Annotated in this window: 16 protein-coding genes; 11 read left to right on the top strand and 5 right to left on the bottom strand. The window is 69.8% G+C overall.

The window, feature by feature from the left end; genetic code table 11:
• Positions 1 to 65 precede the first annotated feature (65 nt).
• Together addA and addB are read right to left on the bottom strand one after the other, a co-directional pair.
• The gene (gene addA, locus E4V01_RS08255) at positions 66 to 3,581 is read right to left on the bottom strand and encodes a double-strand break repair helicase AddA (RefSeq protein WP_245517473.1); all 3,516 of its coding nucleotides are present in this window, start codon (positions 3,579 to 3,581) and stop codon (positions 66 to 68) included.
• Positions 3,578 to 6,721 (bottom strand): double-strand break repair protein AddB, encoded by a 3,144-nt coding sequence (gene addB / locus E4V01_RS08260; protein ID WP_135298020.1) that lies wholly within the window; start codon positions 6,719 to 6,721, stop codon positions 3,578 to 3,580. The genes addA and addB overlap by 4 nt, the downstream gene beginning before the upstream one ends.
• Before the next feature lie 225 nt (positions 6,722 to 6,946).
• Between addB and E4V01_RS08265 the strand changes: the two genes are divergently transcribed.
• Complete coding sequence (locus E4V01_RS08265; RefSeq protein ID WP_135298021.1) at positions 6,947 to 8,383, top strand: phospholipase D-like domain-containing protein; 1,437 nt, start codon at positions 6,947 to 6,949, stop codon at positions 8,381 to 8,383.
• On the opposite strand, the gene E4V01_RS08270 is transcribed toward E4V01_RS08265, so the two are convergent.
• The 3 genes from E4V01_RS08270 to E4V01_RS08280 all read right to left on the bottom strand — a co-directional run bounded on the left by E4V01_RS08270 (position 8,274) and on the right by E4V01_RS08280 (position 11,148).
• Positions 8,274 to 9,068 carry an endonuclease/exonuclease/phosphatase family protein gene (locus E4V01_RS08270; RefSeq protein WP_135298022.1) on the bottom strand — a complete coding sequence of 265 codons (795 nt, stop codon included), beginning with the start codon at positions 9,066 to 9,068 and terminating at the stop codon, positions 8,274 to 8,276. The genes E4V01_RS08265 and E4V01_RS08270 overlap by 110 nt on opposite strands.
• Before the next feature lie 307 nt (positions 9,069 to 9,375).
• Positions 9,376 to 10,152, bottom strand: a complete 777-nt coding sequence (locus E4V01_RS08275) for a hypothetical protein (protein ID WP_135298023.1) — start codon at positions 10,150 to 10,152, stop codon at positions 9,376 to 9,378.
• A gap of 204 nt (positions 10,153 to 10,356) precedes the next feature.
• Complete coding sequence (locus E4V01_RS08280) at positions 10,357 to 11,148, bottom strand: enoyl-CoA hydratase (protein WP_135298024.1); 792 nt, start codon at positions 11,146 to 11,148, stop codon at positions 10,357 to 10,359.
• 244 nt (positions 11,149 to 11,392) lie between these two features.
• Between E4V01_RS08280 and E4V01_RS08285 the strand changes: the two genes are divergently transcribed.
• From E4V01_RS08285 to E4V01_RS08330, 10 genes are all read left to right on the top strand, one after another.
• On the top strand, positions 11,393 to 12,004 hold the full coding sequence (locus E4V01_RS08285; protein WP_060771701.1) for a nitroreductase family protein: 612 nt from the start codon (positions 11,393 to 11,395) through the stop codon (positions 12,002 to 12,004).
• 156 nt (positions 12,005 to 12,160) lie between these two features.
• Positions 12,161 to 13,783: an AMP-binding protein gene (locus tag E4V01_RS08290; RefSeq protein ID WP_371688513.1), complete on the top strand. Its 1,623-nt coding sequence runs from the start codon at positions 12,161 to 12,163 to the stop codon at positions 13,781 to 13,783.
• A 168-nt stretch (positions 13,784 to 13,951) separates the two neighbouring features.
• Entirely contained in the window at positions 13,952 to 15,358 is a 1,407-nt protein-coding gene (gene ahcY / locus E4V01_RS08295; RefSeq protein ID WP_060771700.1) for an adenosylhomocysteinase, read from the top strand.
• A 490-nt stretch (positions 15,359 to 15,848) separates the two neighbouring features.
• Positions 15,849 to 18,392: a PAS domain-containing sensor histidine kinase gene (locus E4V01_RS08300; protein WP_135298026.1), complete on the top strand. Its 2,544-nt coding sequence runs from the start codon at positions 15,849 to 15,851 to the stop codon at positions 18,390 to 18,392.
• 154 nt (positions 18,393 to 18,546) lie between these two features.
• Positions 18,547 to 20,184: a tRNA (adenosine(37)-N6)-threonylcarbamoyltransferase complex ATPase subunit type 1 TsaE gene (gene tsaE / locus E4V01_RS08305; protein WP_135298027.1), complete on the top strand. Its 1,638-nt coding sequence runs from the start codon at positions 18,547 to 18,549 to the stop codon at positions 20,182 to 20,184.
• A gap of 33 nt (positions 20,185 to 20,217) precedes the next feature.
• On the top strand, positions 20,218 to 20,964 hold the full coding sequence (locus E4V01_RS08310) for a nucleotidyltransferase family protein (protein ID WP_060771697.1): 747 nt from the start codon (positions 20,218 to 20,220) through the stop codon (positions 20,962 to 20,964).
• A 76-nt stretch (positions 20,965 to 21,040) separates the two neighbouring features.
• Positions 21,041 to 21,490 carry a tellurite resistance TerB family protein gene (locus E4V01_RS08315; protein WP_135298028.1) on the top strand — a complete coding sequence of 150 codons (450 nt, stop codon included), beginning with the start codon at positions 21,041 to 21,043 and terminating at the stop codon, positions 21,488 to 21,490.
• 205 nt (positions 21,491 to 21,695) lie between these two features.
• Positions 21,696 to 23,738: an ATP-binding protein gene (locus E4V01_RS08320; RefSeq protein WP_135298029.1), complete on the top strand. Its 2,043-nt coding sequence runs from the start codon at positions 21,696 to 21,698 to the stop codon at positions 23,736 to 23,738.
• A gap of 218 nt (positions 23,739 to 23,956) precedes the next feature.
• Positions 23,957 to 24,160 carry a DUF3311 domain-containing protein gene (locus tag E4V01_RS08325; protein ID WP_135298030.1) on the top strand — a complete coding sequence of 68 codons (204 nt, stop codon included), beginning with the start codon at positions 23,957 to 23,959 and terminating at the stop codon, positions 24,158 to 24,160.
• Positions 24,157 to 25,617, top strand: coding sequence for a sodium:solute symporter (locus E4V01_RS08330; protein WP_135298031.1), 1,461 nt, complete (start codon positions 24,157 to 24,159; stop codon positions 25,615 to 25,617). The genes E4V01_RS08325 and E4V01_RS08330 overlap by 4 nt, the downstream gene beginning before the upstream one ends.
• Positions 25,618 to 25,629: the final 12 nt, after the last annotated feature.

A 25,629-nucleotide genomic window follows, 5' to 3' on the forward strand; every position in this document is an offset into this window, starting at 1 on the left:
TGGGCAGCTCAACCATCGTCCTGGAGACCTGATCCAGGACGATGCTTGAGACTCTTGTTTTCGCATCATCTTTTTTCCGAAAGCCGGAAACCACCTTTCGGGACGATGCTCTCCCGGCGCTTGATCATCGGGCAACGTTCATTGTCCGGCAGGGCTTCCTCCACCCGCCGCACCACCGGCCCCGAGGTCCAGACCAGCAGGGCCACGATCGCATGCTGGGGCCAGATCGCGGCGGCGAGCCGCGCGTAGAGGCTGACCTGAGCCGCCTCGCGCTCCGGCAGGGGCGCGTCGTCCGCGGGCGGGCGGCCGGTCTTGAAGTCGCAGAGGATCACCCGGCCGTCCTCCACGACGAGCCGGTCGATGCGGCCGGTGACGTCGCGCTCGATCCCATCCACGACGATCCGCCCCGAGAGCGCAACCTCGGCGCGCGCTTGGCCTGAGAACAGCGGCGCGAGGTCGGGCGCCTCGATCAGCCGCAGGACCGCGCGGACGAGATCCTTGCGCTTTCCCTCCTCCAGGGCCGGTGCGCGGGCGCGGGCGAAACGGTCGGCGGCTTCCCCGCGCCGGGCCGGCTCGATCCTCGGGAGGTGTTCGAGGAGCGCGTGGACCAGGGCGCCGCGGCGGCGCGCCTCGGCGTCACCGAGACGGCGCCGGGGCTGGCGCTGACCGTCCGCCGCGCCAAGCGCGCCCGACGGACTCAGCGGCGGCGCGGCCTCGGCCTCCGGTGCGGCGGCCGAGAAGAGCCAGTCCGGCACCGTCTCGGGTTCCGGCAAGGCCGTGTCCTCCGCAGCGTGGGCGAGGGAAGCGCCGGAGCCGTCGCGCCAGATCGTGATCGGCCCGTGCTCGGTCTCGACCGCCTCGCCGGCCCCCAGCCCCCGCTCCAGGCCGAGGCGGACCATCTCGCACCACGAGGCCGGCGTCTCCCGCGTCGCGCCGCGATAGGGCGCGATGACGAGGTGGTCGGCGGCCCGGGTCATGGCGACGTAGAGCAGGCGGTTGTGCTCCTCGCGCGCCCGCGCCTGGAGGGCGGAGCGGGCGGCCAGCGTCGCCGCGCAATCCTGCATGCGCCCGCCGGTCCAGACGGGCGGCAGCGGGCCGTCGGCGGGGGGGTCGAGGCCGAGGAGCGGCGGGTCGTTGCGGCCGAGCGGCTCGCAGCCGTCGATGACGACGACGACCGGGGCCTCCAGGCCCTTGGCGCCGTGGACCGTCATCACCCGCACCTCATCGCGGCCCGATTCCAGATCGCGCTTGACCGAGAGGCCGCTTCGGCCGCGGCCGGGCCGAACGATGTAATCGGCGAGGAAGGCGTCGAGGCAGGGGGCGTCGCCCCCGTTCTCGGCGTCGGCGGCCTGAGCCAGGAACACGTCGATGGCATCGCCCGCCTCGCCGCCGAGCCGCGCCACCAGCCGGCTGCGCCCCCCATGGGTCCCGAGCAACGCGGCGTAGAAGCCGAACGGGCCGTTCTCCGCCGCGAGCCGGATCCACAGCCGCAGGGCCGAGAGGCCGCGGATCGCCGCCCCGTCGCCGGTCTCCGCGTGGCGGGTCAGCGCGTCCTCCAGCGTCTCGGCGAAGGGGCGGCGGGCGCAGATGCGGGTGAGGTCGTCGTCGGTCAGCCCAACGAGCGGCGTCTTGAGGGCGGTGGCGAGGGTGAGGTCGTCGGCGGGCAGCAGCCCGGCGCGACCGACCGCGACGAGATCGAGCACGGCAATGTGGCCCGCGACCTCGAGCCGGTCCTGGCCCGCCACCGGCACGCCGAGGCCCTTCATCGCCCGGATCACCTCCTCGAACGCCGCCGAGCGCTTGCGCACGAGGATCAGCACGTCGCCGGGCCGCCAGATCCGGCCGCAGGCATCGCCCTTCGTCGTCCAGGTCTTCACCGCACGGGCGATGCGGCGGGCGACGACGATGGCCGGCGCGTTGGGTTCCGGCGCATCGACGGGGGCGGCCCAGGCATCGGGCTCGTCGGCCTCCGCCGGTTCCTCGATCCCCCAGAGTTCGACCGCGCCGGGCACGCCGGCCCGGGCGGAGGCGTGGACCGTGCCCGGCGCGCCCGCATCGAACGAGAGGCCGGCGAAGTGCTCCGGCACGCCGAACACCGCATCGACCGCCGCGAGCACATGGCTCGCGGTGCGGAACGAGAGGCGCAGGCTAACGTCGGCGAAATCGTGCCCGGCCCCTTCCGCCGCCCGGCCCCAAGCGCGGCGGGTCAGCTCGAACTCCCGCGGGTCGGCGCCCTGGAAGCTGTAGATCGACTGCTTCGGATCGCCCACGGCGAAGCGGGTGCGGGTGAGGCCGCGCGCGCCTTCGCCCGCCGCGAACTCGGCGGTGAGCGTGCGCAGGATCTCCCATTGCTGCGGGTTGGTGTCCTGCGCCTCGTCCACGAGGACGTGATCGACGCCGCGGTCGAGCTTGTACAGGACCCAGGAGGCGCCGACCCGCGAGAGCAGGTCGAGGGTCTTGTGAATCAGGTCGTCGAAATCGAGGGCGCCGAGCCGGGTCTTCTGCGCCTCGACCCGACGGTGGATCTCGGCGGCGAGCCGAAACAGGCCCTGCGTCCGGGCGAGCGCGCGGGCGGCGCGTAGGCTGTCGAACAGAGGGACGAGGCGCGCCTGCTCGTCGAGCAGCGCCTGCTTCAAGTCCTCCGGCACCGCCTTGGTGCCGAAGGATTTGGCCGCACGCGGCTCGTCCTTGTCGGTGAAGAAGACCGAACGGTAGGGCGCCAGCGCCTTGCCGGCTTCGAGGGCGGCGTGCGCCTCCACGAGCCCGTCGGCGAGCTTCTCGTCGGTCGCCTTGCCGGTGCGCAGCCGGCCCGCGATCTCGCGCCAGTCGCCGAGGCTGCTGCCCCTCAGAATCTCCGCCTCGATGGACTCGACGCTGGCGCCGTCCGGCAGCGCCAGGGCGCGCGGCAGGCGGGCGAGTGCCGGCTCCAGGGCACGGTGGTCGGAGAACAGGGCCCGCGTCCGCATGGCCGAGCGGATCGCGTCGCGCAGGGTGTCGCCGGAGGCTTCCGCGCCGACCACCGCGAGCGCATCGGAGAGCGCCTGGTTGCCGCCGAGGATCGCGTCGGCGAGCACGTTGTCGGTCTCGATCTCGAACGCTTCGCGCGACTGGTTGTCGTCGAGCACGACGAAGCGGGCCGGCACGTTGGCCTCGAACGGGAACATGTGCAGCAGCCGCTCGCACAGGGCGTGCAGCGTCTCGATCTTGAGGCCGCCCGGCGTCTCGACGGCGCGGGCGAACAGGCGGCGGGCCAGCCGCAGGGTGTCGCGGGCAGGCCGCGCGCCGGTGAGATCGGTGAGTTCCGCGGTCAGCGCCGCGTCGTCCAGCGTCACCCAGCGCCCGAGGCGCTGGAACACGCGGATCGACATGTTGGCGGCCGCCGCCTTGGTGAAGGTGAGGCAGAGGATGCGGCCGGGCGGCGCGCCGTCGAGGAGCAGGCGCAGCACCCGGTCGGTGAGCACCTTGGTCTTGCCTGCGCCCGCATTGGCCGAGACCCAGGCCGAGAGGCGCGGGTCCGCGGCCCGGCGCTGGGCCGCCTTGGTCAGGTCATCGACGGTGAAGCCGGTCAGCGGGGCGTTCACGCGGCTTCTCCTTCGCCGCCCAGCGACCATTCGAGCACGCGGGCGAGGTGATCGTACTCGTTGTAGGCGCGCTCGTATTGCGGATAGGGGCGCGACAGGTAGGCCGCCTCGCCGGTCATGTAGCGGGCGATCAATCCGCGCAGGCGCTGCCAGTGCTCCTCGACGACCGCCGCCACCGCCCGCGCATCGCCGGGCGGCGGCTTGACCGGGATCGGCCGGAACGGCTCGCGCCCGCCCGAGGCATGGACGTAGAGGAGGTCCGGCGGGGCGGCGGCCTTAAGGCCCTCGAAGGCGCCGTGCATCAGCATCGCCGCCTCCAGGGTGAGTTGGGGCGAGAAGCCGGCAAAGACGGTGCGGTTGCTCGGCGGCGTGCCGGTCTTGAAATCGACGATGCAGTAGCTGCCGTCGGCGCGGGCCTCGATCCGGTCGGCCCGGGCAGAAAGGCTGAAGGTTCGCTCGCCCAGGGGAATCGTCACCTTGCCCGAGCGCTCGGCATGGATCGTGCGCAAGCCCTGGCGCTGGTTCGCCTCCCATTCGAGGAAGGCGACCGCCATGCGCTCGTAGCGGGGAAACCACTCGGCGTAGAGTTCCGGGTACTGGTCCTGAAGCGGGCCGAAGGCGTCGAGCGCGATGGCGTAGAGCAGGGTCTCCGCGCCCGCCGGCAATGGACCGGGATGGGCTGCGGAAAAATCGCCGAGGACCTTGTGGATCAGGCTGCCGCGCTCGGCCGCGCCCGGCACCACGGCGATCGGCTCCAGCGCCTCCAAGCCCAGGATATGCCGGGCGTAGATCGAGTAGGGGTCGCGCACCAGCGTCTCGATCTCGGTGACGCTGAGGCGCTCCGGGAACAGAGCCGGGTCGGGCTTGGGCGCGGGGCGCTTGAGGCGCGGCGGCGGCGCCTCCCGGCCGCGATCGAGCCGCGCGGCGAGCCCGCGCAGGCGCTGGCCGCGGGCGATGGCGCCGGCCCAGACCGCATCGCCGCCGAAGGCGCGCAGGCGCTGGAGGAAGCGCGACGGCACGGTCGGCGAGCCCTCGCGCTTGGCCGCGCGGGTGACCACGGCGTCATGGGTGCCCAGGCCCTGCACGAAGTCGTGGGCGGCCTGTCCGATCCGCCGCTCGGGCGGGCTCAGGCCCACGTCCCCGCGCATCGGCCGGTTGAGGAAGGCATCGGTGGTCTGGCGCACCGGCCAGACCGCCTCGTCGAGCCCGCCCAGTACGATGCGATCGACGGAGAGCAGGCGCGCTTCGAGCGGCCCGAGGATGCGCAGGCGCGGATGCGCGTTCCGCTGCGCGCAGGCGACGGTGCGGTCGCGGGCGAGCGCGGTGAAGAAGGCGGCGTAATCGGAAAACCGGCCCGGCAGCTCTTCCTGCTCGGCGGATTCGAGATCGTCGAACAGGCCATCGAGCGTGTCGAGGGAGGGATCGTCGGTCTCGTCTGCGTCGCCCTCCTCCGCCCCGCCCATCATCCGCTCGCAGGCCTCGCGATGCCCGGCGGCAAGCGCCACGAGGTTACCGATCTCGGGCTGCAGGTCGGTGCGGAACGCATCGAGCGCGATCTCCAGCCGGTCCAGGATGTCTTCGGCGAGATCCCAATCGACCGGCTTCAGGCGCTTCTTGGCGCGCGGCACCCGCTCGGTGGCGTTGCGTTGCAGCGCCACCGCCGCGCGCATTCCGTCGAAACTGTTCTTCGGAATCGGGGCGGGGCCGCGCAACCCGCCGATCTCGAGGGCCGCGGCCGCGCGCACGACCTCGCTGCGGGTCAACCCGAGCCGCACGAAAGGGTGAGCCAGGAGCGCGACGACGCGGGCCGGCGCTACCTCGGCGGCGAGTTCGGCGACCAGCCGAGCGAAGCGCCCGGCCTGCGCGCGCGCCAGACTCAAGCCCGCCGAATCCTCGGCCGCGATGCCCCAGCGGGCGAGTTCGGCCGAGACGCGCAGCGCCAGCCCTCGGTCGGGCGTGACGAGCGCCGCGGTGGCGCCGGGCGTTTCCAACGTCTCGCGCAGGGCGAGCGCGGCGACCAGCGCCTCCTCGCGCTCGTCCGCCGCCTCGACCACCGCGAGGCCCGCCATGCCCTCCCGTGCAAGGGTGATCCGCTCGGCCGCGTCGAGCCCGGCCCAGGCATCGGTGGTCTCGGCCGGGCGCAGGGCCTGCGACAGCAGCTTTTCCCGCGCCACCGCCCCGGGCGAGAGATCCCCCAGCGTCTCGACATCACGGCGCTCGACGGCAAAGCCCCTCGGTCCGGTGAGCGCGCGAAGGATCGCCTGCGGATGGCCGTGGGCGATCTCCTCGTGCTGGCCGCGGGCGCCGTCGATCGCCTCCCAGCCCTCCGCATCGAGGTGCAGATCGAGCCCCGGCAGCACCACCGCGCCGCGGGGCAGGCGGGCCACGGCCGCGATCAGCCGGGCGGTGGCGGGTACCGAGCCGGTGGAGCCCGCCACGATCACCGGATCGCCCGGCCGCTCGCGGAAGAGCCGGTCGGCCTCGGCGAGCACGAGGCGGCGGGCGCGGGCGGTTGGGTCGGCGAGCGAGCGGGCGGCGAGGATGTCGGGCCAGTGCTCGGCGGCGATCTTCAGGAAGTCGAGGGTGAGGCGGAAATAGCGGGAATGCTCGGCCTCCACCGCGGCGGCGATCTCGCTCCAGGGCAGGCCCTCGACGGTGAGGGCGTCCATCAGCCCTTCGAGGTCGGCGGCGAGCGCCACCGCGTCGGCCGGGGAGGAGGGCACGAGGAACGGCACCTCGTCGTCGATGGGCAGGAGTTCGCGGTCCACCGTCTCCGCCCATTTCTGGACGAGCCGGGCCAGGATCAGCCGGCGCTCCAGCGCGGGGATCGAGGGGTAGAGCAGGTCTTCCGGCGTCTCCAGCAGCGTGTTGGACGAGAGGTCGAGTTCCGCCTCGTCCGCTTCACCCAGCGGGATCATCCGCGGCAGCAGGGCCGCTCCGCCGAGGCGTTGCGCCAGCACGGTCGAGAGTGCGCGCACCGCGCGCTGCGTCGGCAGGTAGAGCGTCACCGAGGCGAGCGCGAAGGGATCGCCGCCGACCGCGCCGACGAGGCGGCCCGAAACGAGGGCGTCCGCCAGCGTCGGCAGGAACGGCGCACCGGGGGGAATCGTGAAGACGCGGGGGGCGGCGCTCGCGGACATGCTCGACGGTTTGAACCTGACGCTCTGCGATCGTGACCGACCATCTGATGGCGAGATGGTAAAGGCTTTCGAAAAGAGGCAGGTGCCGGCCCCGGCCGCTCCGCCCACCGTTCGAGCTTTGTTCTAGCATGCACCGGCGATTTGTGGAGGGCTGCCTGTTCGTCACACCAGGCTTGGCTTATCTCCTGCGCCGTTCCTCGACAGGACAGCGCAGCAGGCGGACCGGTGGAAGAAGTCCTCACTCGATGGCTCGGCACGACGGCCTCGCTCCGCACCGAGATCGTCGCGGCCATCGGCCTCGTGCTCACATTCGGCGTCAGCGTCCACGTGCTGCTGCGCAAGCGGGTGGTGGGCGCGGCGATCGGCTGGATCGGGCTGGCATGGCTGGCGCCGGTCTTCGGGACGCTGCTCTACCTCACCTTCGGCATCAACCGGGTGGAGCGGCGCGCCCGCCGGCTGAAGCGGCGCCCCTCGCAGACCATCGACGAGACGCCGCAGCCCTCCGCCCACGTGCCCGAATCCTACCACGCCCTCGACTTGGCGGTGCAGGCGGTCACCGGCCTGCCGACGGTGGCGGGCAACCGGTTCGAGCTCCTCCGCAACGGCGACGAGGCCTATCCGGCGATGCTGGCGGCGATCGGCGAGGCGCGCCGCAGCGTCGCCCTGTCGAGCTACATCTTTCGCGATGACGACACCGGCCGGGCGTTCTGCGCGGCGTTGAAGGCCGCGCAGGAGCGCGGCGCCGAGGTGCGCGTGATCCTCGACGGCATCGGCAGCGGCTACTTCTTCCCCGCCGCGTGGCGGCATCTGCGCCGGCTCGGGGTGCCGGCCGGCCTGTTCATGCACTCCGTCCTGCCCTGGCGGATGCCGTTCCTGAACCTGCGCACGCACAAGAAGCTGCTGATCGTCGATGGGCAGGTCGCCTTCACCGGCGGCGTCAACATCTCCGACGGCAACCGGGTCTCGGAGAAGCCGGACTTTCCGATCCGCGACACGCATTTCCGGATCGAGGGCCCGGTGGTCGAGCACCTGACCCAGGCCTTCATCGCCGACTGGCTGTTCGTCAGCGACGAGGAGTTGGAGGGCGAGGCGTGGCTGCCGCGGCTGGCGCCGGTCGGCGCGGTCATCGCCCGCGTCGTCACCTCCGGCCCGGACGCCGACATCGAGAAGATCGCGACCGTGGTGCTCCAGGCGATCGCCTGCGCGAAGGAGTCGATCCGGCTGACGACCCCTTATTTCCTGCCCAACGAACTCGTGCTGAACGCGCTGAGCCTCGCGGCGGCGCGGGGGATCGCGGTCGATATCGCCATCCCGCGCAAGAGCGACCATCGCTTCGTCGATTGGGCGACGCACGGCCATATCGATCCGCTCCTGAAGAGCGGCGTGCGGGTCTGGATCGACGAGCCGCCCTTCGATCACTCGAAGGCGATGACCATCGATGGGCAATGGTGTTTCATCGGCAGCGCGAACTGGGATTCGCGCAGCTTCCGCCTGAACTTCGAGCTGAACGTGGAGGTCTACGACGTGGCGCTGGCCCGGGCGCTCGAAGCCTTCATTGCGACGAAGTTTCAGACCCCCCTGCGCCGGGCCGACCTCGACGCCCGCTCGCTCCCCGTACGCCTGCGCGACGCAGCCGTCCGACTGCTTCTGCCATACCTCTGAGCCGGCCGACCGACACGGCCCCCTCCGGCGCGGGCGAGAGGTGCACCACGATCGGGTGATGGTCGGAGAGGCCGCGGGGCAGGACCATGCGCTCGTGGCAGACGAGCCCGCGCACGAGGCAGCGGTCGAGCCGCAGCGGCAGCACATCGACCATGGCATGGGTCGGCCGCCGGGGGCCGACATCCCGAAAACCCGGCAGCAGGGCCGGGCCGACGATGTTGTAGTCGCCCAGCACCGCCGCGCGCGGCGGCAGATGGCTCTCGATCCGCCGCAACTGGCGCCGGTTCAACACCTGCCCGTGCGAGAGATGCACGTTGGCGACGCCGAACTCGCCGGTGTCGAGCACTTGGCAGACCCGGTCGATCAGCACACCCGGCGGCAGGGTGACGATCTCGGGTGGGTTGGGCCACGGCGTCGGGCTCCACATCGCCGGACCGTGGATGCGGCCGGGCAACTGCGCCCAGGCATAGACCCCGCCGACCCGCTTGGTCAGCGCCGCGATCTCCTTCGTCGCCTCCTGCATCAGCAGGAAGTCCGGCCGCTCCTGCTCGATCAACGCCACGAGGCAATCCACCGCCGCGCCGGTGCGGCGCAGCAGGTTCCAGCTCACGATTTTTTTGGAGTCCGGTTTCTTGCCATCGGGGCCAGGCAAGGGGAGCGCGGGAGCGTTGCGTCGCAGGAGCATGAGGCGGGTTCGCGCGATCTCGTGTCAGCAGTGGGGCCGGCGGACGTTCGATTCTCCGCCTGACACAATGCATGGCAGAGCCGTGGGTTCGCAGCGCCGTCACCCCGATCTCTTGGACCCGATTTCTTGGACGAGAGGGCATAGAAGAACGTGTGATGCAGGGGAGGGTGCAATCAAACAAGCCAGGCGGGATGGTCGACACGCGAAATATCGAAAGTTCCAGCAGACCCTTTCTCATAGGTTTGTTATTTTTGTTATGCTTGCTACACCATGATTAAATCCTGCAGCTAAGCCGTTGCAGCTTGATTTATTTACAAACATAACCGTCCGGATCGACAAATCCTTTTCTACTGTACCACAGATAAATTTCGGAGAGATTGGCAGGATAAAGAAGCATCCCGAAGAATACACCCAAAGTCAGGATTGTAATCGATAAAATTCCGAAGCCGAAACCTGAAGCCAGCCTCTCCAGAACTACGAATGGCAGAAATATAGAACTTGATATAATACAATTCGCAGAAACGCGCCAAAACATCCCTTTTGTATTCCGCAAAGACCACCTTAAGCTAACATCATCTCGATCAACGGCAATAGCAGGATATACTAAAGATATCCTTATTGTGAATACTATAATTGATACGCTAAAAACTAAACCAACAATAAGACTCATCCATGCATAAGGACTATCTAGCTGATGACCTGAAACATCCCTCAAGAGGTTCCCTAGGCAATTCACGATTGAAACGCACAGTGAAACTACGCAGTAGGTTATGACCAACGCCCTCCCACCCCAAATATCCGAGAAGCTCATCTTATCGCCGACGATAATAAACCTATGAAAAGCAACAAATATTGGAGCACTTACGATTAATATCGGCAATGAACATATAATCACATAGAAATTTATCTCGAATGTTGATCCATCCTCTGCGATCCGATTGAGCAGGCCCTGCTGCATCACACTGTTGAGGGCCGCAATGACCAACATTGCCAAACAGTGAAGAGGAAGCTCGACGATAATTCGACAAACGTCTGCTGCGGAAGCCTTGATTGTTTGAAAAATCGGTAGCTTCGCTTCTTCCACCGTCAACCCCTGGTGTCACCGAGATCGCATTGAGCCGTGTGCAAAATCTCATGTGGCACACACGATAGACAACACACGAATCATCCGACACTGATAAAATGGAGACAAATATCGAAATTAGTCCTATGGCAATATAAAAATGCAGATTAGAAAAAGATTTTAACAACTCCAGCGCTGCCCCGCCACAGACCCGCCCTGTCGCGTTCAGCACAGTTTCCGGTTGAGAAAAGCCTCGATCCCTTCCTCCGCCGCCCGCGCCAGCATGTTCTCCGTCATCACCCGGCCGGCATGGGCGTAGGCTTGCGTCAGCGGCATCGCCAGTTGCTCGTAGAAGGCCCGCTTGCCGACCCGCACCGTGTCGGGGCTGCGCGCGGCGATCCCTGCGGCGAGCGCCTGCGCGGCGGCCAGAGCGCCACCCGCCTCCACCACGTCGTTGACGAGGCCGAGGCGCCGGGCCTCCGCCGCATCCGCCATGTCGGCGGTCAGCAGCATCCGCATCGCGGCCTTGCGCGAGAGGTTGCGCGAGAGCGCCACCATCGGCGTCGAGCAGAACAGGCCGATCTGCACGCCCGGCGTAGCAAAGCGCGCCTGCGCCCCGGCCACGGCCAGATCGCAGGAGGCCACGAGCTGGCACCCGGCCGCGGTCGCGACACCCTCCACCGCCGCGATCACCGGCTGGGGGAGGGCGGGGATCGCCATCATCACGTCCGAGCACAGCGCGAACAGCGTTTCGAACCGTTTCGCGCCGCGGTCGGGTTCGCTGCGGTCGCCGGTCATCTCCTTGAGGTCGTGGCCGGCGCAGAAGGCGGGGCCCGCCGCCGCCAGCACCACGGCCCGCACTGCGTCGTCACCCGCGAGTTCGGCGAAGGTCGCGCGCAGGGCTTCGAGCAGGGCAAAGGAGAGCGCATTGCGGGCGCCCGGCCGGTTGAGCGTCAGGGTGGCGACGCCGTCGCGGTCCTCGCGCAGCAGGAGAGGGTTCGTGCCGGTTTCGCCCATGAGCATCCTCGTCGCGCCGATGTCGTCCACCTTGTTTTCGCGCGCCGTGACAAGCGCGGCAATGCCGCCCCCAAGAGCCGTATCCGATCCCCTTGCATCAGGCCGGCGTCGCTCGGTCCGCGTTCTGACGCGCATTCTTGCGGCGAACCGGTGACCACTTCGTCGGAATGCGCTCTAGCCCGCTCTTGTGCGGTGCCATACCGTGCGCCGCACCAAAGTCCTGCCAGCCTGGAGACCGCCCCCGGTGACCGACGAGACCTCCCGCCCCACCACCCGCGAGCCCGACCACGCCATCGAGCCGATCTTCGCCGAGCGCTGGTCGCCGCGCGTCTTCACCGGGGAGGCGGTGCCGGAGGCCGAGTTGCTGCGGATGTTCGAGGCGGCGCGCTGGTCGCCCTCCTCCTACAATTCGCAGCCCTGGCGCTTCCTCTACGGGCTGCGCGGCACGCCCGAATGGCAGACGTTCTTCGACCTCCTCGTGCCCGGCAACCAGAAATGGGCCGAGGGCACCGGCGCCCTCGTCTTCCTCGTCTCCAGCGAGCGGATGAAGGTCGGCGACGAGTTCAAGCCGTCCGCCAGCCACTCGCTCGATGCGGGCGCTGCCTCGCTCGCCTTCGCGCTCCAGGCCAACCGTCAGGGCTGGCACGTCCACGGCATGGGCGGCTTCGACCGGGAGCGGGCGCTCACCGTGCTGAACGTTCCCGAGCACCACCGGGTCGAGGCGGCCTACGGGGTCGGACGCGCCACGCCCTGGGCGGAGCTGAGCGAGGAGCAGAGAGGCAAGGAGCGCCCGAACGGCCGCCGCCCGATCACCGATTTCGCCTTCCGCGGCGGCTTCCCGCAGCGCCAGGATTGAGCGCGCACGTCGGCGTGCGGAACGCGGATTGTCCCGGCTTGCGCGGGGATGGATGAGAGACACCCGGACGCGCCCGGATGCGGCGCGCCCGGGGGGTCGAGGCGGCACCGGCCGAGCGCCGCCGCACGTTCGAGGACCAAGGTCGAGGACATGGCCGTGCCGGAGCGGGCCGATCGCTACGAGACGCTCGTCAGGGATTTCCGCTGGGAAATTCCGGAGCGCTACAACATCGCGGCCGATGTCTGCGACCGCTGGGCGCTGAGCGAGCCCGACCGCACCGCGCTCCTCGTACTCGGCCTGGACGATCGGCCCGAGCCGGTCAGCTACGGCCGCCTGCGCTCCGATTCGCTGCGGCTCGCGGCGGCGCTGGCCGCGCGCGGCGTCGGGCCGGGCGACCGGGTGGCGGTACTGCTGCCGCAATCTGCGGCGGTGGTGGTGGCCCATTTCGCCGCCTACCGGCTCGGGGCGATCGCACTCCCGCTCGCCGGCCTGTTCGGTGAGGCGGCCCTGCACCATCGCCTCGCCGATTCCGGCGCCTGCGCCGTCGTCACCGACGCGCCCGGGCTGGCCAAGCTGGAGCGGCTGCGCGCCGACCTGCCGGATCTCGCCACGATCCTCTCGGTCGATGGGGCAGGGGAGGCGGCGGAGGATTTCTTCGCGGTTCTGGAGAGCGCCGCGGACGGGTTCGCGACACGGGCGACCGGGCCGGACGATCCGGCCCTGATGATCTACACCTCCGGCACGACCGGCCTCGCCAAGGGGGCGCTACACGGCCACCGGGTCCTGCTCGGCCACCTGCCGGGCTGGAGCGTGATGCACGGCTTCCCGCCCGAGGGAACCGGGCTGATGTGGACGCCCTCCGACTGGGCCTGGGCCGGGGGCCTGCTCAACGTGCTGATGCCGTCCTTGCGCCTCGGCATGCCGGTGGTGGCCCGGCCCCACGGGCGGTTCGAGCCGGAAGCGGCGTTCCGGCTGATGGCGGATCTGCGCGTCACCCACGCCTTCCTGCCGCCGACGGCTTTGCGCATGCTGCGCGGGGTGGCCGATCCGCGCCAAACATTCGACCTCTCGCGCTTACGCAACATCGCCTCCGCCGGCGAGGCGCTCGGGGCCGAGACCTTCGCATGGGCGCGTGACGCCCTCGGCCTCACCATCGGCGAGGCCTATGGCCAGACCGAGTGCAACCTCGTTCTGGCCTCCAGCGCCCGGATCGGCGTGGCGCGGGCCGGCGCCACGGGCAAGCCGGTGCCCGGCCACCGCGTCGCGGTCCTGCGCGAGGATGGGAGCGAGGCGGACGCGGACGAGACCGGCGAGATCGCCGTGCGCGCGCCCGATCCGGTGCTGTTCCTCGGCTACTGGCGCCAACCCGAGGCGACCGCCAAGAAATTCCGCGACGGCTGGTGGATGACCGGCGACCAGGCGCGGCGCGACGCCGACGGCTATATCCGCTTCATCGGCCGCGAGGACGATCTCATCACCTCGGCCGCCTACCGGATCGGGCCGGCCGAGATCGAGGCCTGCCTCTGCGCCCATCCGGCGGTGGCGCTCGCCGCCGCGGTCGGCGTGCCCGACCCGCTGCGTACCGAGACGGTGAAGGCCTTCGTCACCCTGCGCGCGGGCTTCTCGCCCTCCGACGCGCTGGCCGCCGAGATCCTCGCCTTCGCCAAGGCCCGGCTCTCCGCCCACGAGGTGCCGCGCGCGCTCGCGTTTCGCGACACCCTGCCGATGACGACGAGCGGCAAGATCATCCGGCGGCAGTTGCGGGACGAGTCGGCTTGAGTCCCACCCGTTCAACCTGGAATTAAACGCATAAAGACATCTTTATGTCTTGATTGCTCCCTAGCGAGAGCCCTGCTACAGGGATGGCCGACCCGGCCGGGTGAACCGGCCGATGCGCCGGAACGATTGGCCGTTTCGCGCCGGCCACGACTGAAAAGGGATACCGAGATGGCAGCTGCCAACGACTACATCGTCAAGGACATCGGGCTGGCCGATTACGGCCGCAAGGAAATCTCGATCGCCGAGACCGAGATGCCCGGCCTGATGTCGACCCGCGCCGAGTACGGTGCGAGCCAGCCGCTCAAGGGCGCCAAGATCGCCGGCTCGCTGCACATGACGATCCAGACCGCGGTGCTGATCGAGACCCTGAAGGCGCTCGGCGCCGACATCCGCTGGGTGTCGTGCAACATCTACTCGACCCAGGACCACGCCGCCGCCGCGATCGCCGCCGCCGGCATCCCGGTCTTCGCCGTGAAGGGCGAGACCCTGACCGAGTACTGGGACTACACCTCCAAGCTGTTCGACTGGCATGACGGCTCGATGCCGAACATGATCCTCGACGACGGCGGCGACGCCACCATGTTCGTCCACCTCGGCCTGCGCGCCGAGAACGGCGACACCGCCTTCCTCGACAAGCCGGAATCCGAGGAGGAGGAGGTCTTCTTCGCGCTCCTGAAGAAGAAGCTCGCCGAGAAGCCGAAGGGCTGGTTCGCGGGTCTGGCCGACTCGATCAAGGGCGTCTCCGAGGAGACCACCACGGGCGTGCACCGCCTCTACAACCTCGCCAAGGAGGGCAAGCTGCTCTTCCCGGCGATCAACGTGAACGACTCGGTCACCAAGTCGAAGTTCGACAACCTCTACGGCTGCAAGGAGTCGCTGGTCGACGGCATCCGCCGCGGCACCGACGTCATGATGGCCGGCAAGGTCGCCATGGTCGCGGGCTTCGGCGACGTGGGCAAGGGCTCGGCCGCTTCGCTGCGCAACGCCGGCTGCCGCGTGCTCGTCTCCGAGATCGATCCGATCTGCGCCCTGCAGGCGGCGATGGAAGGCTACGAGGTCGTCACGATGGAAGACGCCGCGCCCCGCGCCGACATCTTCGTGACCGCCACGGGCAACAAGGACATCATCACGATCGAGCACATGCGGGCCATGAAGGACCGCGCGATCGTGTGCAACATCGGCCACTTCGACAACGAGATTCAGGTCGCCGGCCTGAAGAACCTCAAGTGGCAGAACATCAAGCCGCAGGTCGACGAGATCGAGTTCGCCGACGGCCACCGCATCATCCTCCTCTCGGAGGGCCGCCTGGTGAACCTCGGCAACGCGACGGGCCACCCGTCCTTCGTGATGTCGGCCTCCTTCACCAACCAGACGCTCGCCCAGATCGAGCTCTGGACGAACCCCGGCAAGTACGAGCGTCAGGTCTACACCCTGCCCAAGGCCCTCGATGAGAAGGTCGCGGCTCTGCACCTCGAGAAGATCGGCGTGAAGCTCTCCAAGCTCCGGCCCGATCAGGCCGCCTATATCGGCGTGTCGCAGACCGGCCCGTTCAAGCCCGAGCATTACCGCTACTGATCGGTCTTCGGGCCTCCGGCTTCCGCGCAGGAAGTCGGCGGCCCCGGTGCCGCTCAGCTCAAGATTCGCAAGGAAGCCCGGCCCATGGCCGGGCTTCCTTGCGTTTCGGCGACATCCGCCTCAAGGGCAGCGAGTGACAGGGGTCGCCGCGAACCTGTTTTCGCGGTGGCCGCGGCCGCGCGGAGTCAGATTTCGGCCGTGACCCGGCGCCCTGAAAGACTTAAAAATTCGTCAAGTCCCGATTTCGGCGGTGTGGCTTTTGGGTGCTGTGTGGCGCCGGAATGCAGGGCCGACGGGCTCCGGGCCACAAAGGCGCTTCCAGGCGGAATCGACCCCGCGTTACAGTGGCGCGAATCATCGGAAGCAGGTGCCCGCGCGGCGGCGGCAAGCCGGTCGCAGCAGCGGGTGTTTGCCCCGTGCTGTCCGGGAGCTTTCCAGGCGTGGGCCCGAGGGCCTGCGGAGAGTGCCGGGTTTGGGGTGGGGGCGGGACATGGGTCTGATACGGGCGGCGCGCGCCCTGTCGCGCGTCGGCGTCCTCGTCGTCGCGGCACCGGTCGCGGCACTCGCCGAGGGCGCTCCGCCCATCGAAGCGAGGCCGATGCTGGGAACGATGCAGACGCACAACGTTGCCGGCCTCGCCGTCGTCCTCGGCCTGATCCTGTTCGCGACCATCCTGTCGCTGGTCTACCTGCGCGAGCGCGTCGGCTGGACGCGCAAGGAGCGCGCGCTTCAGGACGAACTCGCCCATCTTCGCGGCGCACATGACCGCGCCGAGATGCTGCTCCATTCCGAGCGTCAGGTTCTCGTCGCCTGGGCCGGGCGCGGCGAGCCGTCGATCGTCGGCGATGCGGGCTTTGCCCAGGATCTTCGAAATCAAGATCTTCGGAATCAGGATCTTCGCAGTCAGGATTCGCGCGGGCTTCAGGGCGGCTCCCGGCATCTGCTCGCCTTCGGCACGTGGCTCGCGCCGCAGGACGCGCAGCTGCTCGACTCCGCCGTCGCGACGCTGCGCGAGCGCGGCACCGGCTTCCGGATGAACCTGCGCAGCTTGGCCGGGCGCTACATCGAGGCGCAGGGTCAGGCGGTCGGCGGGCGGGCGCTGCTGCGCCTGCGCGAGACCACCGACGAGCGCCGCGAGCTGATCGAGCTGCGCCACACGCTGGAGGAGGCCAAGCGCGGCCTGTCCGCGCTGGCGGGCCTGCTCGACGCACTGCCGCAGCCGATCTGGCACCGGAGCCCGGACGGGGCGCTCGCCTTCGTCAACGCGGCCTACGCCACTGCCGTGGAGGCCCCGAGCCGCGAGGCCGCCCTGAGCCACGGCCTCGAACTGCTCGATCGGAGCGCCCGCGAACAGATCGTCCGGCAGGCGCGCCGGCCGGGCCTCCCCGCTCAGGCCTTGCGCCTCTCGGCGGTGGTGGCGGGTGCGCGCCGGACCCTCGATGTCAGCGAGAGCACGCTGGAAGCCGGCCGGGTCGGCATCGCCGTCGATGTCTCGGAGCTGGAGAGCGTGCGGGCCGACCTGCAGCGGCAGATGGACGCCAACGTCCGCACCCTCGACCAGTTGCCGACCGCGGTGGCGATGTTCGACGCGCGCCAGCGCCTGATCTTCCACAACGCAGCCTACCAGCGCCTGTGGGATCTCGACCCCGCCTTCCTCGAAGGCCGCCCGCTCGACGGCGAGATCCTCGATCGCCTGCGCGCCGCGCGCAAACTGCCCGAGCAGGCCGATTTCCGTTCGTGGAAGACCGACGTCCTGGCCGCCTACCGCGCGGTCGAGCCCACCGACACGCCCTGGTACCTGCCCGACGGGCGGACGCTGCGCGTCGTCGCCGACCCTAACCCGCAGGGCGGCCTGACCTATCTCTACCACGACGTCTCGGAGAGCATGAAGCTCGCCTCGCGCTACGACGCGCTGATGAAGGAGCAGGCCGAGACCCTGGAAGCCCTCAAGGAGCCGGTGGCGGTGTTCGGCGCCGACGGGCGCCTCACGGTGGCCAACCGCGCCTTCGCCGCGACCTGGCGCCTCAACCCGGCGACGCTGGCGGGCAAGCCGCATGTCGATGCGGTGATCGCCGCCTGCCGGGCGCTGACGCCGGACCAGAGCCCCTGGGCCGGCATCCGCCAATCGGTCACCGGCCTGTCCGAGACCCGCAGCGGCCATGGCTGCCGCCTCGACATCAACGACGGCACGGTACTCGATTGCTCCTCGCAGCCGCTGCCGCTCGGCGCGACCCTGCTGACCTTCATCGACGTCACCGCAAGCGCCAACGTGGAGCGGGCCCTGACCGAGAAGAACGACGCCCTGGAGCGCGCCTCGCAACTGCGCGACACCTTCGTCCACCACGTCTCCTACGAGCTGCGCTCGCCGCTGACCAACATCATCGGATTCACCCAGCTCCTCGGCGACGAGACCGTCGGCGCCCTGAACGAGCGCCAGCGCGAATATTCCGAGCACATCATGCGCTCGTCGGCCGCGCTGCTCGTCATCATCAACGACATCCTCGACCTCGCCTCGATCGATGCCGGCTCGCTCGAACTCCAGCGTGAGACGATCGACGTGCGCGCCACCGTGGAAGCCGCCGTCCGCGGCATCGAGGACCGGCTGGCGGAATCCGATATCGGCCTCGACCTCGACGTGCCGGAGGGTGTCGGCAGCGTGTTCGCCGACGGCAAGCGGGTGCGTCAGATCCTGTTCAACCTGCTCTCCAACGCGGTCGGCTTCTCCGCGCCCGGCCAGCAGGTCCGCGTCGAGGCGCGGCGCGAGGGGAGGGAGCTGCGGCTGACGGTGACCGATCGCGGCCGCGGCATCGCACCCGAGGTCATCGACCGGGTGTTCGACCGGTTCGAGAGCAACACGCTGGGCACCAAGCATCGCGGTGTCGGCCTCGGCCTCTCGATCGTGCGCTCCTTCGTCGAGCTGCACGGCGGACGGGTCGAGATCCACTCGGCACCGGGGACGGGCACGCGCGTCACCTGCCTGTTCCCGGTCGAGCCGCCGCCGGGCAATGGCGGGCTCGCCGAGGCCGCCGAGTAGGACCGGGCGTTCACGGGATCGGGATGCGGTTGGCCGCCGCTAAGGGGCAGGGCTCACCGCGGCGGCTAAAAATGGTTAAACATCCCCCGCTAGAAGGGCGGAGGCTTAACCCTGATCGGGGTGGCCGTTCGCGGCGTTGCGGAGGATTGGGGCGTTGAGCGAGGATCCGGACGGCATGGCGGGACGCCCGCAGCCCGGCCCGTCGCAGGGCGAGGACCGGGTGCAACCAGCGTCATCGGCGCCGCGTCGCGCCGCCTGGGAGGTGTTGCTGCCCGAAGAGGGCGCGACCGAGGACATGGCCGCCTTCCTCGCCGGCATCCTCGGGCCCGGCGACCTCGTGGCCCTGTCCGGCGGGCTCGGCGCGGGCAAGACCACGCTCGCCCGCGCGATGATCCGCGAGTTGGCCGGCGACCCTCGGCTCGAAGTGCCGAGCCCGACCTTCACCCTGATCCAGCCCTACGAGACCCGCTCCGGCCGCAGTGTGATCCACGCCGACCTCTACCGCCTGCGCGGCCCGGACGAGCTGGTGGAACTCGGCTTCGACGAACTCTCCGAGACCGCGATCACCCTGGTCGAGTGGCCCGAGCGATTGGGCGTGCGCGACAACCCGACGCTCACCGTCGAGCTGTCCCTGCGGGCCGAGTTCGGCGACGAGGCCCGCCTCGTGCGGATCGACGGCACGCCCGAGATGCAGGAGCGGCTGACACGCGCCCGCGCCGTCCGGGCCCTGCTCGCCCGCAGCGGATGGGACGAGGCCGACCGGGTGCTGATGCAGGGCGATGCCTCGTCGCGCGCCTACGAGCGGCTGGTGAAGCCGGGCGGCGAGACCGCCGTGCTGATGATCTCGCCGCCCCGCCCCGACGGGCCGCCGGTGAAGGACGGGAAGCCCTACAGCGCCGTGGTCAAGCTCGCCGAGAGCGTCCACGCCTTCGTCGGCATGGACCGGGCGCTGCGCGCGATCGGCTTCTCCGCGCCGAGGATCCTGGGCGAGAATCTCGATGCCGGCCTGCTGATCCTGGAGGATCTCGGCGCCGAGCCGGTGACCGAGAACGGCACGCCGCGCCCCGAGCGCTACGCGGAAGCCGTCCGGCTGCTGGCGAAGCTCCACGCCACCGATCTGCCCAGCGCCGTGCCGGTGAGCGAGGGGATCGACCACGTCATTCCGCCCTACGACCTCGAAGCCCTGCTGTTCGAGGCGGAACTGCTGCCCGAGTGGTACGCCCCCGCGATCCGCGGCACGACCCTGTCACCGGAGGCGCGCAGCGCCTTCCGCGACCTGTGGACCGACGCGCTGAAAGACCTGATCGCCGAGCCCGCCACCTGGACCCTGCGCGACTACCACTCGCCCAACCTGATCTGGCTGCCCGAACGGACCGGGCTGGAGCGTGTCGGGGTCATCGACTTCCAGGACGCGGTGATGGGGCATCCGGCCTACGACGTCGCCTCGCTCCTCCAGGACGCGCGGGTCGATGCCAGCGCCGATTTCGAGCTGCGCCTGCTCGGCCTCTACATCCGGGAGCGCCGCGGCCGGGATATCGGCTTCGACATGCAGGCCTTCGCCCGCGCCTACGCGGTGCTGGCGGCCCAGCGCGCCACCAAGATCCTCGGCATTTTCGCCCGTCTCGATAAGCGCGACGGCAAGCCGGGCTACCTCGCCCACCTGCCGCGGATCGAGGGCTATCTCGCGCGCAACCTCGCCCATCCGGCGCTGGCCTCGGTGCGGGCCTGGCACGAGACGCACCTGCCGAGCCTCGTCGCCCCGCGGCCGGACGCCGATCCCGCCGCGTCCTGAACGCTTCTTTTCAACCGGACCGGTCGAGGCGGCATGAGCGCTGAACCCAATCCCAAAAACGTCACCCGCGCCTTCGTGCTCGCGGCAGGGCTGGGCAAGCGCATGCGCCCGATCACCGCGACGCTGCCCAAGCCCCTCGTCGCGGTCGCCGGCAAGGCGTTGATCGACCACGCCCTCGACCGGGCAGCGGCTGGCGGCATCGAGACGGCGGTGGTCAACGTCCACTGGCTCGCCGACCTGATGGAGGGCCATCTCTCTCACCGCACCGGCGCGCCGGCCATCGTCGTCTCCGACGAGCGGGACGCGCTGTTGGAGACCGGCGGCGGGGTGAAGAAGGCGCTCGACCTCTTCGACGGTGAGCCCTTCGTGGTGTTCAACTCGGATTCGTTCTGGCTGGAGGGGCCGCGGCCCAATCTCGGCCGGCTGATCGAAGCCTGGGATCCCGACACGACGGACATCCTGCTCCTCGTCGCCCCGACCGCGACGAGCCTCGGCTACGACGGGGCAGGCGATTTCTACATGGACTCCGACGGCCGGCTGAGCTGGCGCGGCGAGCGCGAGGTCGCGCCCTTCATCTATGCCGGCGTGGCGATCCTGAAGCCAGAGCTGTTCGCCGACACGCCAGAGGGGTCGTTCTCGCTCACCCTGCTGTTCGACCGGGCGATCCAACGCAACCGGCTCCAGGGCCTGCGCCTTGACGGACAGTGGCTGCATGTCGGCACGCCGGAGGCGATTCAAGCCGCCGAGGCGCGGGTGCGGGACAGCGCGCGGATCGTTTGACCGGCATCCCCGTTGTCGGGGCTCTGAGACACGGTTTATCGGTCACGGTTTCGTTCAAGAGGTTTTTGTCTCGGTCATGGGCCTTCTTCACGACGCGGTCGAGCGCTTCCGCACCACCCTCAAGGCCTATGCCGGCGACGAGACGCTGATGCAGGCGGCGGTCTCGGCCTGCGCCAACGTCGCGGTCGCCGACGGCGAGCTGATGACCGAGGAGTTCGAGACGGCGCTCGCCGGCATCCGGGCGAACCCGATCATCGAGAAGGGCTACGACAGCCTGATGCTGGAACACGCGCTCTACGAGGCCCTCGGCCGCGCCCGCACCCGCGCCGGCCGGGCCGAGAACCTCGTGCGGATCGGCGCGATCGCCGAGCGGCCGGACGAGCAGCGCCGCAACGTCTTTCTCGTCGCGACGGACGTGGCCGACCACGAGGGCATCGGCCCCGAGGAGCGCGCGGCCCTGTCCGAGGTCGCCGCCGCTCTGGGCCTCGACGGCGACGGGCTGCTCAAGCGCTTCCCGGAGATGTGATCGGGCGTCCGAGCATCCCCTCTCCCCGCGCGTGCGGGGCGAGGGGCAATCCCGGCGGTCACCGATCGGCAAAACTCCACCGATCCCGCTCATCCCCCCTTAAGCCTCTTTCTCAAGCGCCGCTTCACGCGCGGCTGGCACTGTCGCTCCCCTGACGAGCCGGCTTCCGGCCTCGGCCGGACTTTGGGGGACTGACGTGGAACCGATGACCCTTGCGGTGAGCGTGATGGGCCTGAGCATCGCGGCCGCGATGCTGGCGCCGATCCTGATGTCGCTCCGCCGCCGCGAGCCCGTCGTGCCGGAGTCCGACATGACGGAGGCGCTCCAGGACCGGCTCTGGCAGATCGCCGAGAGCGAGGAGCGCTACCGGGTGCTGGTCGAGGCCACGACCGAGGCCGTGGTGCAGCGGGACGGGCAGGGGCGGATCACCTTCGCCAGCGAGGGATTCGCGGCCCTCCTCGGCGTGAAGCCGCTCGATCTGATCGGCTCGACGCTGAGCCCGCAGGTGATCGAGCGGGGCGCGAGCGAGCAGCGCGCCGACGGCGTGCGGGTGGTCGAGGAGCGTCTGGTGCCGGTGGACGGCGTGCCGCGCTGGTTCTCCTTCATCGAGATGCCGGCGGCCGGCAGCGCCGACGGCCCGAACTGGCTGCGGGCCGGCCAGGACGTCACCGCGCGCATCGAGGCGGCGCGCTCCCTCGACGAGGCGAAGAGCCGGGCGGAGTCCGCCAACGTCGCCAAATCCCGCTTCCTCGCCACCGTCAGCCACGAGCTGCGCACGCCGTTGAACGGCATTCTGGGCATGGCCGACCTTCTGCTCGACACCCAACTCGACCCCGAGCAGCGCACCTATGTCGAGGCGTTCCGCACCAGCGGCAAGGCGCTGCTCGGCCTCGTCGACGGCATCCTCGATTTCTCCCGGATCGAGGCCGGCCGCCTCGATCTGGCCGCCGAGCCCTTCGACGTCGCCGCTCTGGTCGAGGGCGTGGTCGAGCTGCTGGCCCCGCGCGCGCAGGACAAGGGCCTCGAAATCGCGCTCGACCTCGCCGACGACTTCGCCGCCCTGCGCGTCGGCGATGCCGACCGGGTGCGGCAGATCCTCGTGAATCTGGCCGGCAACGCCATCAAGTTCACGCAAACCGGCGGTGTCGGCGTCAGCCTCGCCCGGTCGGGGGAGGGCTTCGTCCTCACGGTCGAGGATACCGGACCGGGCATCCCGGAGGAGCGCATCCCGATCCTGTTCGAGGAGTTCGAGCAGGGCGACGACAGCGCGAGCCACGAGGGCACCGGCCTCGGTCTCGCCATCACCCGCCGCCTCGTAGAGCGCATGAACGGCACGATCGAGGCGCGCTCGACGGTCGGACGCGGCTCGGCGTTCCGGGTCGTGCTGCCGCTGCCGGCGGCGGAGGGCGCCATGAGTTCCGAGACACCGAGCCTCGCGCCGCGAAAGGTGCTGATCGTGGCGGCCTCGCCGTATCAGGCGCCGTTCCTGGCCCGGCGGCTCAGCCGCTCCGGGGCGGCGGCGGTGGTCGTGAACAGCGCGGAAGCCGGCCTCGATGCGCTGTCGGGCGTGGCCTTCGACGCGCTCATCGCCGACCGCAGCCTCGGCGACACCGCCGTGCGGCGGCTCGCGGCCGAGGCTGCCCGCTGCGGCGTACGCTGCAGCCTGATCCTGCTCTCGCCCTTCGACCGGCGGGAATTCGGAGCCCCGAATGCGGCGGGCTTCGATAGCTACCTGATCAAGCCGGTGCGCGCCCGCTCGCTGTTCGACCGCCTGCTGGAGCCGCGGCCCGCCCCGGCCCGCAGCACGGCCGACGCGACGGCCACGACCGGCACGAGCCAGCCCATACCGACCAAGACCGCCGCCCCGGGCCGCCGCGTGCTGCTGGCGGAGGACAACCCGATCAACGCGCTGCTCGCCACCAAGGCGCTGGAGCGGCTCGGCGCGCAGGTGATCCACGCCCGCGACGGGCTCGAGGCTCTGGCAGCGGCGGAGGGGCAGGGGCCGTTCGACCTCGCGCTGATCGACATCCGCATGCCCGGCCTCGACGGCCTGGAGACCGCCCGCCGCCTCCGCGCCCGCGAGGCCGAGACCGGCGCGACCCCGCTCCACCTCGTGGCGCTCACCGCCAATACCGGCCGCGAGGATGTCGCCGCGGCCTCCGCGGCCGGCTTCGACGGCTTCCTGCCCAAGCCGCTCAACCTGCGCGCCCTGCCGGCTCTGCTGGACCGCAGCCAGGAGGCCGCGTGAGCGGCGCCAAGAGAGAGGCCGCCTGAGCGGCGCCTAAGAGAGAAGCCGCTTGAGCGGCGGTCTGCGGAGCGGCTTGAGGGGGGAAAGTCGGTGCCGACCCTCGCGGCAGCTCTCGCGCTGGTGCGAATTCTGCCTCATGCTCCCGAGGCACGTAACGGGAAGCGCATGACCGAAACGCGACAACATTTCCGCAAGCCATCGCCGGGGAGAGCCCGGCGATGAAGCAGCTCCGATGGCTCGCGGCCTTGCCCGCCCTCGGGATGCTGGCCGGGCCGTTCGTCCTCAACCGGGTCGAACCCTTGGTGCTCGGCATGCCGCTGCTGCTGGCATGGCTCGTCGGCTGCACCGTGGCGACCTCGGCGATCATGGGGCTGATCTACCTCACCGATCCCGCCAACCGGGAACCGGAGGAGGAGCCATGAACGCGGCCCTTCCGATCATCGCGCTCGCCGTCATCGTGGCGCTCGGCCTGGGCCTGCGGGCACGGTCGGGCCACGACATGGACATGGAGCAGTGGAGCGTGGGCAAGCGCGGCTTCGGCACGCTGCTCGTCTTCCTGCTGATGGCGGGCGAGATCTACACCACCTTCACCTTCCTCGGCGGCTCGGGCTGGGCCTACGGCAAGGGTGGGCCGACCTACTACATCCTCTGCTACCTGACGCTGATCTACGTCATCTCCTACTGGATCCTGCCGCCGGCCTGGCGCTTCGCCAAGGAGCGCAACCTGTTCTCGCAGCCCGATTATTTCGCGGCGCGCTACGACAGCCGCAGCCTCGGCATCCTGGTCGCGCTGGTCGGGATCGTGGCGCTCGTCCCCTACATGGTGCTCCAGCTCAAGGGGCTCGGCATCATCGTCGCCACCGCCTCCTACGGCGCGATCTCGCAGACGCTGGCGATCTGGATCGGCGCGGCAGTGCTGACCGTCTACGTGATGGTCTCCGGCGTGCGCGGCTCGGCCTGGACCGCCGTGCTCAAGGATTTCATGATCCTGTTCGTGGTGATCTTTTTAGGCGTCTACCTGCCGTATCACTACTACGGCGGCATCGGGGAGATGTTCACCGCGATCGATACGGCCAAGCCCGGCTTCCTGGCGCTGCCGGACCGGGGCCAGAGCGCGACGTGGTTCGCCTCGACCACGGTGCTCACGGCGCTCGGCGGCTGGATGTTCCCGCACATCTTCGCCTCGATCTACACCGCGAGCGATGCGCGCACGTTCCGGCGCAACGCGGTGTTCCTGCCGCTCTACCAGCTCATGCTGCTGTTCGTGTTCTTCGCGGGGTTCGCGGCCGTGCTGCAGGTGCCGGGGCTGACCGGGCCGGACGTCGATCTCTCGCTGTTCAGAATCGCGCTCCAGACCTTCCCACCCTGGTTCGTCGGCGTCATCGGCGCCACCGGCGTGCTGACCGCCCTGGTGCCGGGTTCGATGATCCTGATCGCCGGCTCGACCCTCATCGCGCAGAACCTCTACCGGCCGCTGGCGCGCAGCGCGACCGACGCGACCACGGGTAAGCTCGCCAAGGGGATCGCGCCGCTGCTGGCGATCGCCTGCGTCGGCTTCACCCTCTACGGCGGTGAGACCATCGTGCAGCTCCTGCTGATCGGCTACGCGGTCGTCACGCAGCTCTTCCCGGCCTTCTTCTTCAGTCTGTGGACCCACAACCCGCTCACGCGGGCGGGTGCGATGGCCGGCATCCTGGCGGGGGTGACCGCCGTGGCGATCACGGTGGTCGGCGGCTACACGCTGGCCAAGCTCTTCCCCGGCCTGCCGGGGCCGGTGCAGGATCTCAACATCGGCGTGGTGGCACTCGCCCTCAACCTCGCCGTGGCTTTCGCCGTCAGCCTTGCGGGCAAGCGCCCGCGGCAGACGGCTTTGTCCTGAGCGGAGGCGGCG

It is taken from the genome of Methylorubrum sp. Q1, assembly GCF_004683995.1.
In the GTDB taxonomy this organism is placed as follows: Bacteria; Pseudomonadota; Alphaproteobacteria; order Rhizobiales; family Beijerinckiaceae; genus Methylobacterium.

Bases quoted from the DNA above. Each gene is read 5' to 3' on its own strand.
- ahcY (WP_060771700.1), top strand. From the start codon at position 13,952: ATGGCAGCTGCCAACGACTACATCGTCAAGGACATCGGGCTGGCCGAT.
- E4V01_RS08280 (WP_135298024.1), bottom strand. From the start codon at position 11,148: ATGGGCGAAACCGGCACGAACCCTCTCCTGCTGCGCGAGGACCGCGAC.
- E4V01_RS08320 (WP_135298029.1), top strand. From the start codon at position 21,696: ATGACCCTTGCGGTGAGCGTGATGGGCCTGAGCATCGCGGCCGCGATG.
- E4V01_RS08300 (WP_135298026.1), top strand. From the start codon at position 15,849: ATGGGTCTGATACGGGCGGCGCGCGCCCTGTCGCGCGTCGGCGTCCTC.
- E4V01_RS08330 (WP_135298031.1), top strand. From the start codon at position 24,157: ATGAACGCGGCCCTTCCGATCATCGCGCTCGCCGTCATCGTGGCGCTC.
- addB (WP_135298020.1), bottom strand. From the start codon at position 6,721: ATGTCCGCGAGCGCCGCCCCCCGCGTCTTCACGATTCCCCCCGGTGCG.
- E4V01_RS08325 (WP_135298030.1), top strand. From the start codon at position 23,957: ATGAAGCAGCTCCGATGGCTCGCGGCCTTGCCCGCCCTCGGGATGCTG.
- E4V01_RS08310 (WP_060771697.1), top strand. From the start codon at position 20,218: ATGAGCGCTGAACCCAATCCCAAAAACGTCACCCGCGCCTTCGTGCTC.
- E4V01_RS08315 (WP_135298028.1), top strand. From the start codon at position 21,041: ATGGGCCTTCTTCACGACGCGGTCGAGCGCTTCCGCACCACCCTCAAG.
- E4V01_RS08270 (WP_135298022.1), bottom strand. From the start codon at position 9,068: ATGCTCCTGCGACGCAACGCTCCCGCGCTCCCCTTGCCTGGCCCCGAT.